The organism is uncultured Nostoc sp. (assembly GCF_964245445.1).
In the GTDB taxonomy this organism is placed as follows: Bacteria; Cyanobacteriota; Cyanobacteriia; order Cyanobacteriales; family Nostocaceae; genus Nostoc.
Genome location: NZ_CAXTNE010000222.1, coordinates 1 through 13,895 on the forward strand (window position 1 = coordinate 1; position 13,895 = coordinate 13,895).

A 13,895-nucleotide genomic window follows, 5' to 3' on the forward strand; every position below is an offset into this window, starting at 1 on the left:
GTTATCAGTCTTGTCCGTCTCTGCTTCCTAAATATTAGACCTGAATCCTTACCATAAAAGTACCCCTTTGCAGGCGAGGAAGGGAGCAAAAGCGTAGCTTTAGTTAGGTGGGGTTAGCGCGAGTATTATGTCTATTTAAGCAGACATGATATGAGACAGCAGTTGGGCAATTTGCTGATTAATAGTTGCGATATCAAAACGCAGACTAGCGGTAGTCCTGGCATTATTAGCTATACTTGCAATTATTTCTGTTTCCTCTAAACAGGTAGTAATCACTTGTACAAGTTCCTGGGGTTCTCCTGGTGTGACTAAAAAACCATTAAGTCCGTGTTCTACTAATTCCATTGCACCTCCAGCTTTTGCTGCAACTACAGGTTTACCACATAGCATCGCCTCAACAATTACTCTACCAAAGGGTTCTGGGGAAGTAGAGGTATGTGCTACCAAGTCACAAGCTGCCATTAACTGAGGAATATTAGAACGAAATCCTAAAAATTTGACGCGCTTTTCTAATCCCAGTTGGGCAACTTGTTGGTGTAACTTTTGGACGTAATCTTGTTCGCCAAACAGTGCATCACCCACTAAAATTGCTGTCACCTCTGGCGGACATTTGGCAAGGGCATCAATTAAAATATGCTGTCCTTTCCAAGGTGCAAGACGGCTAAAGTGTCCGACTACAAATTCCCCTTCTAATCCTAACTGTTGCTGTAATTTATTAATATCACACTCATCCGCTTGATAAATTTTTGGATCAAAGCCGTTATAGACAACTTCGATGATATCTGGGCGTCCTCCTGCTTGCAAAAAGGCTGTTTTACTAGCTTGGGAATTAGCAATTACTAATGATGTAAAACGATTAGCTAAGTTAATAGCAATGTGAAGATTAGTTTGGCTAAAATGTTCTTTGGAAAGAATATCATGTAAATGATAAACTAGAGGGCGACGACTGAAAAAACTTGCTAATGCTCCGACAACTAATGCTTTTTGGGTGTTGGCATAGATTAAATCATATTCACGTGCTTTTTTAACTACCTTAGTAATCAAAGGCGCAAGTTGTCCCAGACTCTTTAATCCTTGTACCAAACTACTTTCTTTGCGAACTTGGATTGCTTGAGTTGCGAGAACTTCTACTGGGATATTATTTTGCTGCAATAAATCTTTAAATGGCCCATCTGCAAATAAACCTACCAAAGCGCGATCGCCATAAGGTTTAGCAATATCTATTAAACACAATTCTGCGCCGCCTGGTTTACCACTTTGGTCTAGAAAAAAAATTCTCATCAAACCTCTATTCTGTCTAATTTGACCCACATCGCAATGCTAATATCTATTACAATCACTTGTTTAAGCTAATAAAATATTCCGTACTTGTTGAGCGATTTTATTCCAGTCGTAGTGTGTGATAGCGTACTGACGACAAGCTTCTCGTGAAGGTATAGATATATTTCCCAAAAGCACTTGCTCTAATTTTTCAGCAATGGCTGAGGCTTCTGTTGAAGTAGTAATTAAATCGGGTGAAAATCCTGATAAAATTTCTGGCATTCCACCAACTGGGGTACATAAAACAGGAGTGCCACATGCTAAAGACTCAATTATTACTAATCCAAATCCTTCAAAAGATTGGCTAGGCATGATAGTCAATTCAGCAGCTTGATAAGCTATAGGCAATTGCTCATCAGGTAGAAAACCTAAAAATTTAACGTTGTCGTCTAGTTCTAATTCTGTAGCCTGTTGTTGTAGTGCAGCTTGGATGTGACCACGACCTGCGATCGCTAGCCAAACATCTGGTATTCTGGGCTTAATTATAGCCAGCGCTTGTAATAATTTGTCAACTCCGGTTCGATGTACTAAGCGGCGTGATGTAAATAGGATACGGCGATTACTTGGCCAGCCTAACTTTGTACAAGCCTCTTGGGGTGATAAATTTGGCTGAAACCAGTTAATATCAACTCCACCAGGAATAATATTAATTTTGCTCCACGGTACTTGATATTTGTTATGTAGAATTTTACCAAATGCTTTGCTCAAAACAATGAAGCGATCGCAGCGATTATAAGTGTTTTGTTCTATTAGCCACTGCTTGATTAAAAGACTAAGGTTTTTATTAACCACTTCTTGCTGGCTCTCAGAAGCCCAAGGGCCATGAAAGTTAAAAGTAACTGGTACTCCTTTTGGTAAAATATCTAAAATAGGAAAGCTATATAATGCAAAGTGCAAATTAATAGCATCTGGTTTGCTTATTCTTGTTTTCTGGAAATTAGTGCGAATAGACCATAATCTTTGCCAAATAGCACTGTCGGGACTCGCCAAATTAGTCAGCTTAATCAGCGAATTTATTTCAGCCTCTGGTAGACCGACTCCACATAATTCAACCTGGTCTTTATTTGCAGATAATTTATGAGTTAATTCATAAATATACCTTTCTAATCCTCCAGGACTTTTGGGAAACCAGCCCAATCCAAGGGTGAGAATAGATGCAGATGATGAAGCAAAATTTTCTGGTTTATTTTCCACTGATATATCTCCTATAAATACATTAAAACAGGCGCACATCTATGCGCTCCTACATCTGTATCCAAATCTGAATCACTAAAATTTCTAAATATACATTACCAATAATATTTTTTATATAGAAAACCAATTTATAAACTATTTATATGTCAACGTCAACAAGGAATTAAAACTGTGTTTTTATTGACTAAACAACACCGAGCTAGATATATATAATACCTGCTAATCAATAAAGCTGAATGCTATATAGAAAGAGACAAAATCTGATATAAAGTAATAAATTTATAATGGTTTTGTATTAATTTTTACCAATAGTATTTAATAATAAGTAAATATTAATACCCTAAATGTATTAACTCAAAATTCAAAGAATCAGGTGAGTTTTATAAAGCTTATGTAAAACTTGCTATCAAATGTCATGTCTATGCATAGCCTGTATTTTAGTCACTTCAAAATAGTTATATTTTTTGCGGATTACCGAAAAAATGATTGTATATAAATAATTAAAAGCTTAAAAAGTATATGAAAAATAAATTACTGGCGCAGTTAATAAAACTCCGTCACCAACTCAACCAGCACCTCAAAAAAATATTTAAGATTAGATATATACAAAAAAGTAAAACTTTTAACTTTTTACTCAGTCTGACTGTTGGAGTAATTGTTACTACTCTTGGAATTACAACAGACTGGGCGACAACCGGAACACGCACACTTATCTACAGAACATTATCGATAAGTAATACTATTGGCAGTAAAATGTCGATACAAAATAATACTGAAACACCGACATTTATACACAAAGAAATATCGATAATTAATACTATTGCTAGTGAAAATCTGCTAGTACAAAATGATACAAAAAGATCCACACCTACCTATAAAACATCGTGGATAGGTAACACGATTGGCAGTGGAAATCTGCGAGTACAAAACAATATTGAGGCAATGTATGTTGCCCCTGATGGCACAGTTTATACTAATAGCCATTGGGATGAGGCGGGAATGGAAGCAGCAATATATAAGGATGGTAAGGTTATTGGTGCTATTGGGGATACTCACGGTTGGAGTCGTGGTGGTGGCATAGCTGTAACAGTAAATAGTAAATATATTTACATTGCCATGACTCAAGGATCGAAGGGCAAAACCAATGAAGATTACCCAGAAGAAGGAACGACTTGGCATTGCGTTAGACGCTATGATTTGTCGGGAAAACCTGCGCCTTTTCCTGAAGGGCGTGGCTGGGATAAAAGTATGTTAATTACCAGTACTAAAAGTGAAGTCACTGGATTAGCAACTGTGGGTAACGAGTTGTATGTGAGTGATTTTGCTACCAACCAGATTCGTGTCTATGATACTGATACGATGAAGGAACTACGCACCTTTACAGTTGCTAATCCCGGAGCAATAACTATTGATCTACAAAAAACTCTCTGGATTATTCAAAGCAAAAATGGTAGTAAGCCTGCCAAAATTTTACATTATTCGCCGAGTGGAAAGCAATTACCCCAACAGATTGCAGATATCGTTGAACCAACTGCGATCGCAATTGATCATCAAGGTAAGCTGTTGGTGGCAGAAAATGGGCCGCGTCAGCAAATCTTGGTTTATGACATCAAAGATAAGCCAGTACAGGTGGGTAGTTTTGGTTCTAAAGGCGGTATTTATGCAGGAGTTCCTGGTGAAGTTCGAGATTTGAAACTTTATGGACTTACTGGAGTTGGTACAGATGCTTCAGGTAATATTTATATAAATAGTAATGGTTTCAACAAATCAGGAACAGATTTGCGGAAATTTTCGCCATCGGGAAAACTAATATGGCGATCGCTAGGATTGATATTCGTCGATAATGCAGATGCCGATCCGAAAACTGATGGTGTTGATTTATTCACCAAACAAGAACACTATTTGATGGATTACAGTAAGCCTACTGGTAAGCAATGGACTTATAAAGCCTACACTTTAAATGCTTTCAAATATCCTCAAGATCCCCGTCTGCATACATCGCCAGATGGAACCTTTGTTCGCCGCATCCAAGGGAAGCCGTTTTTGTTTCTCACGGATATGTATAACAGCTTTCTGCAAATATATCGTTTTAATCCAGCCACAGATGGTAAAGTAGCTATTCCAGCCGGAATGTTTGTCGGTAGCAATGGCGCAGATAAACCATTTCTCAAGGGAAATTGGCCACCGAATCAACCAAAACAAGGGGAATGGATCTGGCGCGATCGCAACGGAAATGGCAAATTTGACAAGAACGAATATGATACCAGCAAAGATTATCCCTATATCGGCGGATGGTGGGTAGACAGCAAAGGAGATGTTTGGAAAGCTTTGCGAACAAAAGATGGCATTCGACACTATCCTTTACAGGGAATAGATGCCAAAGGCAACCCCATCTACAGCTATAGTTCGATGGAAAAGCAAACTACTCCTGACATTTTTAACGATTTGCGGCGGCTCGAATATTTCCCGCAAACAGATAGTATGTATTTGTCAGGTTTTACAGTAGATCACCCCGCATTCGGTGACGATACTGGAGTTGTGGGATCTGAGATTGCCCGTTTTGACAATTGGAGTAAAGGAAATCGTACTCCCCGTTGGCGGATTGTAATTCCTCACGACACCACTGGCAAACGCGAAGTGTCTACGGCGGCCATAAGTGTGACGGGAGACTATGTATTTGCCGTGACAGTCAAAACCGCAGAGGTATATGTCTACAATGCCACAACGGGAGTGCAAGTACAACAGTTAAAACCAGGCCCAGAAGTTGGCAGCGAAAGTGGCTGGATTGATATACCCTACGGTATCCGCGCTTTTCGGCGTTCAAATGGTGAACATCTGGTATTTGTGGAAGAAAATTGGAAAGGAAAAGTGATTATGTATCGGCTGGCGGGGTGAGTATTTATATTATGTCCGCTTGATTAGTTATTAAACCCCAAGAACCCACCCCGCCTGCGGGGCTACCGTGTACACACAAGTCTGAAATAGCTGATTAACTGAGGTTTTAGCGTCAGTTTTACCCCACCCTAACCCTCCCCTTGGAAAGGGGAGGGAACAAAAAATCTTGTTTCCCCCGCGAAGATTGGGGGGGGAACAAGAAATCTTATTTTCTCCCGCGAAGATTGGGGAGGGAACAAGAAATCTTATTTTCTCCCGCGAAGATTGGGGAGGGAATTAGATTTCTTGTTTCCCCCCTTGGAAAGGGGGGATTAAGGGGGGTAATTCGACTTGTGTGTACACTGTAGGCCTGTGGGGAGTGGTTCTTTTATTATGGGTAATTTGGCGGACATGATATTACAGTAATAAGGAGGGAATTAGAGCAAGCCTTTTTACGTGCCTCAAATGTTGGGGAATGGGGAAGGTTAGAAAGAAAATTTGTGCCGTCTGCAATGGGACAGGCACAATACGCATAATCTAAATTATCTAGAGTGAAATAATTACAATTTCTGAGCGAAATTATGACGATTGCGAAAGCGTTTCACGGGTCTGGGTATCGGACGTTTAGGCTACCGTCGAAGGTATAACATCGGTGAGTACACCTTTTTCTGAAAGCAGCTTTGGATCAAATCGACATTTAAAAAGCGGCTTTGGATCAAATCGACATTTAATTTTAAGACTACTTAGACTGCCACTTATTTGTATCGCTTCGGCATCATCTATTACCTTGAACAAACTTTTTTTTTCCAGCTTTGTATTTTTCATGTTAATTTTCAAGGCGGAATGTTGTAATAGTACCATTCTTTAGTCACTAACCATTCTCTATTCACCCCATCCACCCCACCCACATCACCGATCCATCCCCAAAAGCGATCGCCTGCTCTCTCTTCCCCAATATCGGCTACCCCACTTAAATCACAAGTGGAGTTAATTTTGGAATTTGCGGTGTGTGTATGGTGTTGCTGTGGATTCCCGAAAGGTGGTATAGGCGACTGTGGCGACGGTAGGGAAGAGTGATCGCAGGGAGATGAGGCAACGCCGCCGTCAGGCAACGCAGTTGCCAATCAAATATAGAAATATAATGTGAGATTTAATAACTGAAGTCTTGAAATATGAAAAGATAGTCAGATAAGGAAAGCGCTGAGTCAGCAGCGCAGTTAGGAAATCGGTAGGTTTATACAATAATGCTAGTATGGTGGCACTAACTGTATAGACTGATCAAAAAGTTCAGTTAGTAGCGATATTTTTTATCGCTACTAACTGAACTTTTTGACCCTTGTATTTGCGTAGCTTGCCGCCGAAGGCATCGCCTCTCTTCTCTTTCCGTCATTCCCGAATACCCAATGCCCCACTCAAATTACGAGTGGGGTAAGGAGTGCAATTCTAGGCGTGTATGTGGTGGTGGCCGTGGGATTTCTACCCGAAAATTGTTATAGGCGATTGTGGCAGGGGTAGTGGAGCTTGCAGCCTTCGGCATTACCCTACTAATTCACCCCAGGATGAGGAATAATCCAAGCTATTCTAGAGAAATAGCTTATGTAAACTTTTGTAATAAATTTAAATTACTGCGTAAAATTTGAGTTTTAGGCTGATGGTTAATTAGCGGTTACAACCTGCTTATTAACAGATATTAATCATCAAACCCGCCCCAGTACCCCCTAAGTTTATCTAAGGTTCCCCAACCCTTCCCAATCTTCCCAATCGCCTACAACGCCCAATACAAGGCAAAGAGCCATTAGTAAAATATCGGGCATTGTAGGCGATTTTGGTAGGGGTAAGTAATCCCTTACCCCTTACCCCAGCCCTCACAAGCGCATTTTTGGGTTGGCAGACTACTAGGTGTTACGCAGCACAACGTATATATTGCCCAAATGGGCATTTTATTTCTTGGATTTCCTTTAAGTGGAGGCTTGACATTTTTCAATAGTACATTTAACCTAGTAGTTAATTAACCATTAGGTTAAACAAAAATGTCTAACGAGCAACTGAGCCTTACCTTTGCGGCCCTAGCCGATCCTACACGGCGTGCAATTCTGGCTCACCTCGCCAAGGGTGAGGCATCGGTGAGTGAGTTAGCGAAGCCTTTTAAGATGAGCCTTCCTGCAATTTCAAAGCATCTCAAGGTGTTAGAACGTGCTGGATTAATCTCGCGGGGTCGCGAAGCTCAATGGCGACCTTGCCAGATTAAAGCACAGCCACTCAGGGACGCGGCGGATTGGATTGAGCAATATCGTCAATTGTGGGAACAGAGGCTTGATCAGCTTGATGATTACCTGCACGAATTACAAACTCAGGAGAAACAAAATGAGCAACAAAAATGACTCTAATGATGCTCAATCTCAACGTGAGATCGTGATCACCCGCGTCTTGAAAGCGCCGCGCTCCCTTGTGTTCCAAGCATGGACTGATCCTAAACACATAGCGCAGTGGTGGGGGCCCAAAGGTTTCACAACCCGTGTGATTGAGATGGATCTGCGTCCCGGTGGGAAATCGCGCTACGTTATGATTGGCCCAGATGGCACAGAGTACCCAAGTAAAGGTGTCTTTCGCGAAATCGTACCCCTTTATAAGATTGTCACCACTGATGAATTTGATGAAGGCTTTGAAAAGGTGGTGAACATTGATTTGCCGAAGCAAATGGTTATAACAGTCATTTTCGAGGATTTAGATGGCAATACCAAACTCACACTCCAGATTATGCATGAGTCTATTGAGGACCGACGTAAGCATGAACAGATGGGTGTGATCGAAGGGTGGAACTCCACTTTTGACTGCCTCGATGAGTTTTTGGCGAAAGCTTGAGTAGAACTCTTATTAGGGATGAGGTGGTTAACGAGTGGTCTGCATAAAACACTCAAGTAGAACATTAGCCTTAGCTTGTCGATATTTCAAATACGTAAATGAACTTTCAAAAGCAGAAAACATGGCTACTAAAATTTTTGTGAATTTACCAGTACGAGACCTCAATCGGTCCGTGGAGTTTTTTAGTAGACTTGGCTTCAATTTCAATGCCCAATTTACTGATCAGACAGCTACCTCGATGATTGTGAGCAATGATATATTTGTTATGCTCTTGACGCATGAGAAATTTCAGACGTTTACTCCTAAAGAAATTTGTGATGCGACAAAAAGCACAGAAGTCCTTGTGTGCTTATCTTCTGATAGCCGAGAACAAGTCGATGAAATGGTTCGCCTTGCTGTCGCCGCCGATGGAACAACCTATAATGAACCGCAAGATCACGGTTTTATGTATGGACATGGGTTTGCTGATTTAGATGGCCACATTTGGGAAATTATCTATATGGAGCCAAGCGCAATAAATCAAGGTTGAAAATGCGATGTTTGAGGAATTAACTCTAAAAATAGTCTGTACTAAACCCAACTTTCTCACGCCATCCATTCAGTCCACTGTGGGCCATCTGTCAGCAGTTGAGCAAACTTATTTTTCTTAAGCATCCTCAAACTCCAATATCACGCCGCAACGCTCATCAATTGTTTGCTGATTTTGTAGAGCGACAGATTATTTGACCGTAATCTGTGACTCTGGTCAAATAATTCGTCGCTCTATAGCCATCCTGACAACGCGTTTAATTAGAATTAAACTGCAAAAAATTCTTCAAAAAATGGATAAAACTTGTTCGCTAACAACTCAAATTTTTCTCCAATACAATCAGGGCGAGCTATTTTATAACCTCTGCCATTGTACCAATCAGGATTCATCGCTGGAGAATAACACAGATAAGCCGTGCCCTCTTTGTAATACCCAGATATAGTTAAGATATTTATTTTAGGTAAATAATTTACTTGAAAATTTCCTACAGCACGGTTTTCACTTTTAAAAGTAATAGCTAAATTATTATCAACAATGTTTTGATAGTCTTGGTGTAATGATTTTAAATAAATTTGTGGTACAACTAAAGCTGCATGAACCTTGCCAATTTTTCGAGCTGATAACTGAAACTGAGTGTCGCTAAAAGCTTGCCCAGCAATCTTAGTAACCTCTGTTTGAAAATCTATTTGCACTGCGTAAAGAAGTCGTTCTAAATCTATATTGAGCATTACTTTACCTTTGAATATTCAAATATTGTCAATAAATATTATGAGATTTTTAGTATATGAAATTTTGCTGAGGGAAAAAAATTAATAAAAATGAAATTGACAAAGCGATTAATCATTAAATCCATAGGATCTCAATTGATATTTATCTTAGATACATACGGCACAATCTGTTTTCCAGAAATACACTGGAAGTAGATCAATTTGCTAGTGCCCAATCTGTTCTTTATTAGCTCACCATCAGCCACGCCTACAGCTTTAGCGACGAGAGACAGATTAGCTCCCGGTCGAACGGCAGGGCAGTAATGTTTTTCAGTGGTTGCGGCAACTGATGAAGCGCAATCGCCCCACTTTGGTAACGTTCCACATTTTGATTTACTCTGTTCCATGACAACAGTCGGTGGTGTCACAAATTCTCGTTCAAGGTCATCGGTAATCATTTGCCTAGGTGCGACAATCTTCCGAATCAGCTTGCCAGAGTCATCTTGTTCAACCAGTTCCGGGTTTAGGCTCATCCCGTAAGTGTTTTGTATGTGCAGCCTGAACGAGAGCTTGAAAAAGTCTTTGATGACTGGGATCGAGAATTGAAAGCTCAGGATGCCATTGCACACCAATTGCCCAAGGATGATGTTCATGCTCCACAGCTTCAATGACTCCATCATCCCAAGCATGAGCAACAACCCGCCAACCAGGCGGTACTTTATCTACCGCTTGATGATGCCAAGAAACTACAGAGATATGATAATTCTGTAAACAGTCAGCTAAAAGGCTTTCTACATCTATCCTGACGAGATGCTCTGTATGTAAACGTCGTCCAGGTTCAGGCTCTAGACGATGTAATGCAGATGTACCATAAACATCTGGAATGTGAGGAATTAGAGTACCCCCACAGACAACGATGAGAATTTGTAAACCGCGGCAAATACCCAATATCGGCAGATGACGTTCAAGAGCAAACTTGCCAAGCTGCAATTCAAAAGCATCACGTTCGCGATCGACAGAATAAATAGTAGGATGAGCAAAACCGTTGTAACAAGCAGGGTCAATATCTCCACCACCAGAGATGATTAAACCATCTAAAGAATCTAGAAGTATGGCAGGCTCAACTTCTCCTGGTGGTAATAATATGGGAACGCCACCTGAAGCACGGACTGCATCTATATATTCACTTGGCAGAGAGAATGGTAATGCTGCAAGGCGACCGTAAGTTGTAATTCCAATCAATGGTTTTCGAGATTTTCTACTCATCTTGATGCTATTTCAGTATTTCGTCTAGCAGTTTTGTTGCAAGTTCCGCTTTAGTTAGTGTTGTTTAAGGCGCTCCAAGCATGAACTAGTATCGTTGTGCGTCAGTCAAAAGCCAAAGAATTCTATTTTCGGCTTTTGTACCATTTAGAATGGTCTGTTTATTTCCGCGCCCGCTGTACTAAGTAGGTCGGCGTAAATAATTATTGTTGGAATAACGCAGGGGGCAGTTCTTGCTGGGAGCAGGGGGAGAAAGAGTTTGAGCCTTATTTACTTTTCTTCACACAGTTTGGTTTTATTGCACCGACTTACTTAGTACCATTAATAATTCCTCAAACAATTTTTCTTCCCAGTCTATCGTTAAACTTGTTATCTGGCTGGTCAACTATAGCTGGGAAAAGACAATGGGCTTGAAAGTCCTTTTATATGTGGATTTTCTAAGCCGTTTATGTTCTAAGCTCGAATTTATCCATTTTTTGGCAACGCTCAAGCTGACGCTGAAACCTTTGGTAGGACGGTAGTTTTATTTTTTCAATTTCACCAAGAATCAGTGACATCGAAAAAGCTTTTGCCAAAAAGCTAGGATTTTTGCCGTATCAAGAAAACTGATTTCTCAATTTTGGATAAAGTCGAGCCGAGAAGAAACGGTTCTTCGGCGAATGCATAATTCCTTAATCAACCTCTGTTAAATACAACAGTGTTGACTCAATAACACTCCTAAACCGAAATTACAAACGGAAGTGAGTCTCAAAATTAGCCCAGTAAAGTATGGCCAAAGCATCATCCTTGAGGCGAGTTTTTGTGCCGGAAAACAGTACTAACCTTAAGGTTGAGAACTGAAGTTACTGAAAAAATTGATTTAGGTAGTAAAAGATTATGGCAAACATGATTGGAACTAAGAAGATGTTTTAAAAGTGGGGGGCTATTGTAAGAAAGCTCACAAGGCTTATGCTGAAATTTGTAGATACCAGCACCTCGTGAGCGAATGACAAAAGCATATCGTAGTAACCTGACATGGGAACAGTGGGAACTGATTGCAGACCTATTTCCAAGTGCCAAACCAGGTGGTCGTCCCCGTAACATAGGGATGTATCCCGTGATGAATGCCATTCTCTATGTCCTGTGTGAAGGATGTACATGGCGAGCTTTACCAGGTGATTTTCCTGCCTGGGAAACGGTCTATGGTTATTTCCGAAACTGGCGTAAAGATGGAACATGGCTAAAAATACATGACAAAGTTTATCAGTGGACGCGGGTCGCAGTAGGACGTGAGCCAAGCCCATCAGAAGCCGCAGTTGATAGCCAATCAGTGGAAACGGCAACGATGATTTCTCAAGATGTGGGCTATGACGCAGGCAAGAAAATAAATGGACGGAAACGACATCTGAGCGTGGATATGTTAGGGCTAGTTTTACGCGTTTTGGTTACTGCTGCCAGTGTTCCTGAACGTGAGGGAGGGAAGAAAGTCCTCCAACAAGTCCATCGTATGGAGCATAAGGTTAAACGCTTAAATACAATTTGGATGGATGGAGGATATCGGGGAGAAGATTTTATGCACTGGGTGATGGATATGTTTACGGCTAATGTTGAAATCGTTCTCAGACTCTTGGAGAAGAAAGGTTTTATTCTATTACCAAAACGGTAGGTCGTAGAAAGAACATGATTGCTGGCTCAATTGGTGTCGGCGTTTGAGTAAGGATTATGAAAGACTCCCCGAAACTTCCGAGACTTTTATCTACATAGCAATGATTCGGATCATGGTCAGACGACTCGCATAATTTTTGACTCGCTTTGACTTTTAAAACATCCTCTAAGGGTAATGATACCTTAGTGGGTAGTTACGACGCGGACATAATTGGGTTCCCTACTAGTAATGTATCTCCCGGTTGTAGAGATGCAATATTCAATGTTTCTGTGTTTTTACAGGTGTAGTCTAATACCTGAATTGCTGGAGCGGTGAGGATGGTATGCTTTCTCTATGGATTAAGAACATGGGTAGAATATGGTTTTCGGCAGTGTAAACAGGAATTGGGCTGGACAGATTACAGATTTACTAATTTTCAACATATTGAAAGATGGTGGGAAATTATTTTTTCTGTATACACAATGATTAGTTTAAATTCTCTAGCATTTTTAGATTTAAATAAATCTCATCACATTGAAACAGAGGTACAAGAAAACAGTGATGTTGATTTTTCTAATCATAAGCTATGGAACCATGAATGCGGATGGAAGAATACTTTAAATAATCTGCGTCTAATTGTCCAACCACTCTTACTATTTTGGCTGATTTATCCCTGGCTAGATATTTTTCCTAATTCAAATTTATTGCTGGGCTTTAATCATTTAATCGCTGCAATGAATCAATTTAAACCAGGTTTTGCTTCTGGATAATTTAACTTATTTACTACTTGCTTACTCCGGAGAGTGATAGAAGAGGGATATATTTAACTCACGCTCTGTCCGCAATTCCTCAGCCAGCTCTGCAAATTCCCCATCTCCCTCAAACATACCAATAAAATCTGTCCAGGGATTATTTGAAACTTCTATCGTCAAAATCTCAATATTTGCTAGCCTTGCTTTAATTTTTTCCTGTAGAGATGCGATCGCATCCTCACGAGTTTCAGCTTCGAAATGACTCCATCAGTTTAGCCCTACTAGAAAGTTGTTAGGGTTGGCTTTGAAATATTCTCCACTAGCAACATTCATTTTGCGCAGACCACCAGCGCTAACCGCAACAGCTACACAACCAATAAAGTTAACCGATTGCTTAAAGGTGTCTGCCAGTCCAGCCGTAGCTTTACCTACAACACTTGTCAGGTTAGAGCCATGCAAGACGACAATTAATGTACCGCCAGACTTAGCGAAGCGAGAAAGTAAATATTGAATCGCCCAAGTGCGATCGCTCTCCTCCAACAATGACAGCAACCGCATCGCTTCATCAATCACGATAAGTAAGTTTTTATGGGAGTAAGGTTCGCTTCCATCTAAACCCTTAAGAAATTTCAATAAATCACGAGCGACCAGTTCATCAGCCCCATCCGCATCAATATCCGGGTATTTAAGGGCAGAGGTTAAGTTGCAAGCAAAGGGGTTGAACTAAGCCAATTTGTCACCAAATTGACTCGTCTTCAAAACCGGACGTG

At 40.5% G+C, this 13,895-nt stretch carries 12 protein-coding genes and 2 pseudogenes; 6 read left to right on the plus strand and 8 right to left on the minus strand.

The features are described from left to right. Positions 1–135: 135 nt before the first annotated feature. Together ACFE90_RS28120 and ACFE90_RS28125 are read right to left on the minus strand one after the other, a co-directional pair. Entirely contained in the window at positions 136–1,281 is a 1,146-nt protein-coding gene (locus ACFE90_RS28120) for a glycosyltransferase family 4 protein (protein WP_375505689.1), read from the minus strand. A gap of 63 nt (positions 1,282–1,344) precedes the next feature. Beyond that, positions 1,345–2,514 (minus strand): glycosyltransferase family 4 protein, encoded by a 1,170-nt coding sequence (locus ACFE90_RS28125; RefSeq protein ID WP_375505690.1) that lies wholly within the window; start codon positions 2,512–2,514, stop codon positions 1,345–1,347. A 519-nt stretch (positions 2,515–3,033) separates the two neighbouring features. On the opposite strand from ACFE90_RS28125, the gene ACFE90_RS28130 reads away from it, so the two are divergent. Continuing rightward, the gene (locus ACFE90_RS28130) at positions 3,034–5,409 is read left to right on the plus strand and encodes a hypothetical protein (protein ID WP_375505691.1); all 2,376 of its coding nucleotides are present in this window, start codon (positions 3,034–3,036) and stop codon (positions 5,407–5,409) included. A gap of 603 nt (positions 5,410–6,012) precedes the next feature. On the opposite strand, the gene ACFE90_RS28135 is transcribed toward ACFE90_RS28130, so the two are convergent. Both ACFE90_RS28135 and ACFE90_RS28140 read right to left on the minus strand, forming a co-directional pair. Next, positions 6,013–6,213 carry a hypothetical protein gene (locus ACFE90_RS28135; RefSeq protein ID WP_375505692.1) on the minus strand — a complete coding sequence of 67 codons (201 nt, stop codon included), beginning with the start codon at positions 6,211–6,213 and terminating at the stop codon, positions 6,013–6,015. 8 nt (positions 6,214–6,221) lie between these two features. Next, positions 6,222–6,500: a hypothetical protein gene (locus ACFE90_RS28140; RefSeq protein ID WP_375505693.1), complete on the minus strand. Its 279-nt coding sequence runs from the start codon at positions 6,498–6,500 to the stop codon at positions 6,222–6,224. A gap of 918 nt (positions 6,501–7,418) precedes the next feature. On the opposite strand from ACFE90_RS28140, the gene ACFE90_RS28145 reads away from it, so the two are divergent. The 3 genes from ACFE90_RS28145 to ACFE90_RS28155 all read left to right on the plus strand — a co-directional run bounded on the left by ACFE90_RS28145 (position 7,419) and on the right by ACFE90_RS28155 (position 8,779). Further along, entirely contained in the window at positions 7,419–7,769 is a 351-nt protein-coding gene (locus ACFE90_RS28145) for an ArsR/SmtB family transcription factor (RefSeq protein ID WP_375505694.1), read from the plus strand. Continuing rightward, positions 7,753–8,250, plus strand: a complete 498-nt coding sequence (locus tag ACFE90_RS28150) for an SRPBCC domain-containing protein (protein ID WP_375505695.1) — start codon at positions 7,753–7,755, stop codon at positions 8,248–8,250. The genes ACFE90_RS28145 and ACFE90_RS28150 overlap by 17 nt, the downstream gene beginning before the upstream one ends. Before the next feature lie 121 nt (positions 8,251–8,371). Next, positions 8,372–8,779, plus strand: coding sequence for a VOC family protein (locus ACFE90_RS28155; protein WP_375505696.1), 408 nt, complete (start codon positions 8,372–8,374; stop codon positions 8,777–8,779). A 266-nt stretch (positions 8,780–9,045) separates the two neighbouring features. On the opposite strand, the gene ACFE90_RS28160 is transcribed toward ACFE90_RS28155, so the two are convergent. From ACFE90_RS28160 to ACFE90_RS28170, 3 genes are all read right to left on the minus strand, one after another. Then, a complete protein-coding gene (locus tag ACFE90_RS28160; protein ID WP_375505697.1) occupies positions 9,046–9,507 on the minus strand; it encodes a hypothetical protein in 462 nt (153 codons plus the stop codon). 131 nt (positions 9,508–9,638) lie between these two features. Further along, on the minus strand, positions 9,639–10,019 hold the full coding sequence (locus tag ACFE90_RS28165; protein WP_375505698.1) for a hypothetical protein: 381 nt from the start codon (positions 10,017–10,019) through the stop codon (positions 9,639–9,641). Next, positions 9,994–10,752: a gamma-glutamyl-gamma-aminobutyrate hydrolase family protein gene (locus tag ACFE90_RS28170; protein WP_375505699.1), complete on the minus strand. Its 759-nt coding sequence runs from the start codon at positions 10,750–10,752 to the stop codon at positions 9,994–9,996. The genes ACFE90_RS28165 and ACFE90_RS28170 overlap by 26 nt, the downstream gene beginning before the upstream one ends. A 982-nt stretch (positions 10,753–11,734) precedes the next feature. On the opposite strand from ACFE90_RS28170, the pseudogene ACFE90_RS28175 reads away from it, so the two are divergent. Together ACFE90_RS28175 and ACFE90_RS28180 are read left to right on the plus strand one after the other, a co-directional pair. Next, positions 11,735–12,527: pseudogene (locus ACFE90_RS28175) on the plus strand (IS5 family transposase). A 196-nt stretch (positions 12,528–12,723) separates the two neighbouring features. Beyond that, positions 12,724–13,143: pseudogene (locus ACFE90_RS28180) on the plus strand (IS701 family transposase); the annotation flags it as partial. A 249-nt stretch (positions 13,144–13,392) separates the two neighbouring features. On the opposite strand, the gene ACFE90_RS28185 reads toward ACFE90_RS28180, so the two are convergent. Next, positions 13,393–13,758 carry a hypothetical protein gene (locus ACFE90_RS28185; protein ID WP_375505700.1) on the minus strand — a complete coding sequence of 122 codons (366 nt, stop codon included), beginning with the start codon at positions 13,756–13,758 and terminating at the stop codon, positions 13,393–13,395. Between the last annotated feature and the right edge of the window lie 137 nt (positions 13,759–13,895).

Coding starts and splice junctions, on each gene's coding strand:
- ACFE90_RS28120 (WP_375505689.1), bottom strand. CDS start 1,281: ATGAGAATTTTTTTTCTAGACCAAAGTGGTAAACCAGGCGGCGCAGAA.
- ACFE90_RS28130 (WP_375505691.1), top strand. CDS start 3,034: ATGAAAAATAAATTACTGGCGCAGTTAATAAAACTCCGTCACCAACTC.
- ACFE90_RS28135 (WP_375505692.1), bottom strand. CDS start 6,213: ATGAAAAATACAAAGCTGGAAAAAAAAAGTTTGTTCAAGGTAATAGAT.
- ACFE90_RS28145 (WP_375505694.1), top strand. CDS start 7,419: ATGTCTAACGAGCAACTGAGCCTTACCTTTGCGGCCCTAGCCGATCCT.
- ACFE90_RS28150 (WP_375505695.1), top strand. CDS start 7,753: ATGAGCAACAAAAATGACTCTAATGATGCTCAATCTCAACGTGAGATC.
- ACFE90_RS28155 (WP_375505696.1), top strand. CDS start 8,372: ATGGCTACTAAAATTTTTGTGAATTTACCAGTACGAGACCTCAATCGG.
- ACFE90_RS28160 (WP_375505697.1), bottom strand. CDS start 9,507: ATGCTCAATATAGATTTAGAACGACTTCTTTACGCAGTGCAAATAGAT.
- ACFE90_RS28165 (WP_375505698.1), bottom strand. CDS start 10,019: ATGAGCCTAAACCCGGAACTGGTTGAACAAGATGACTCTGGCAAGCTG.
- ACFE90_RS28170 (WP_375505699.1), bottom strand. CDS start 10,752: ATGAGTAGAAAATCTCGAAAACCATTGATTGGAATTACAACTTACGGT.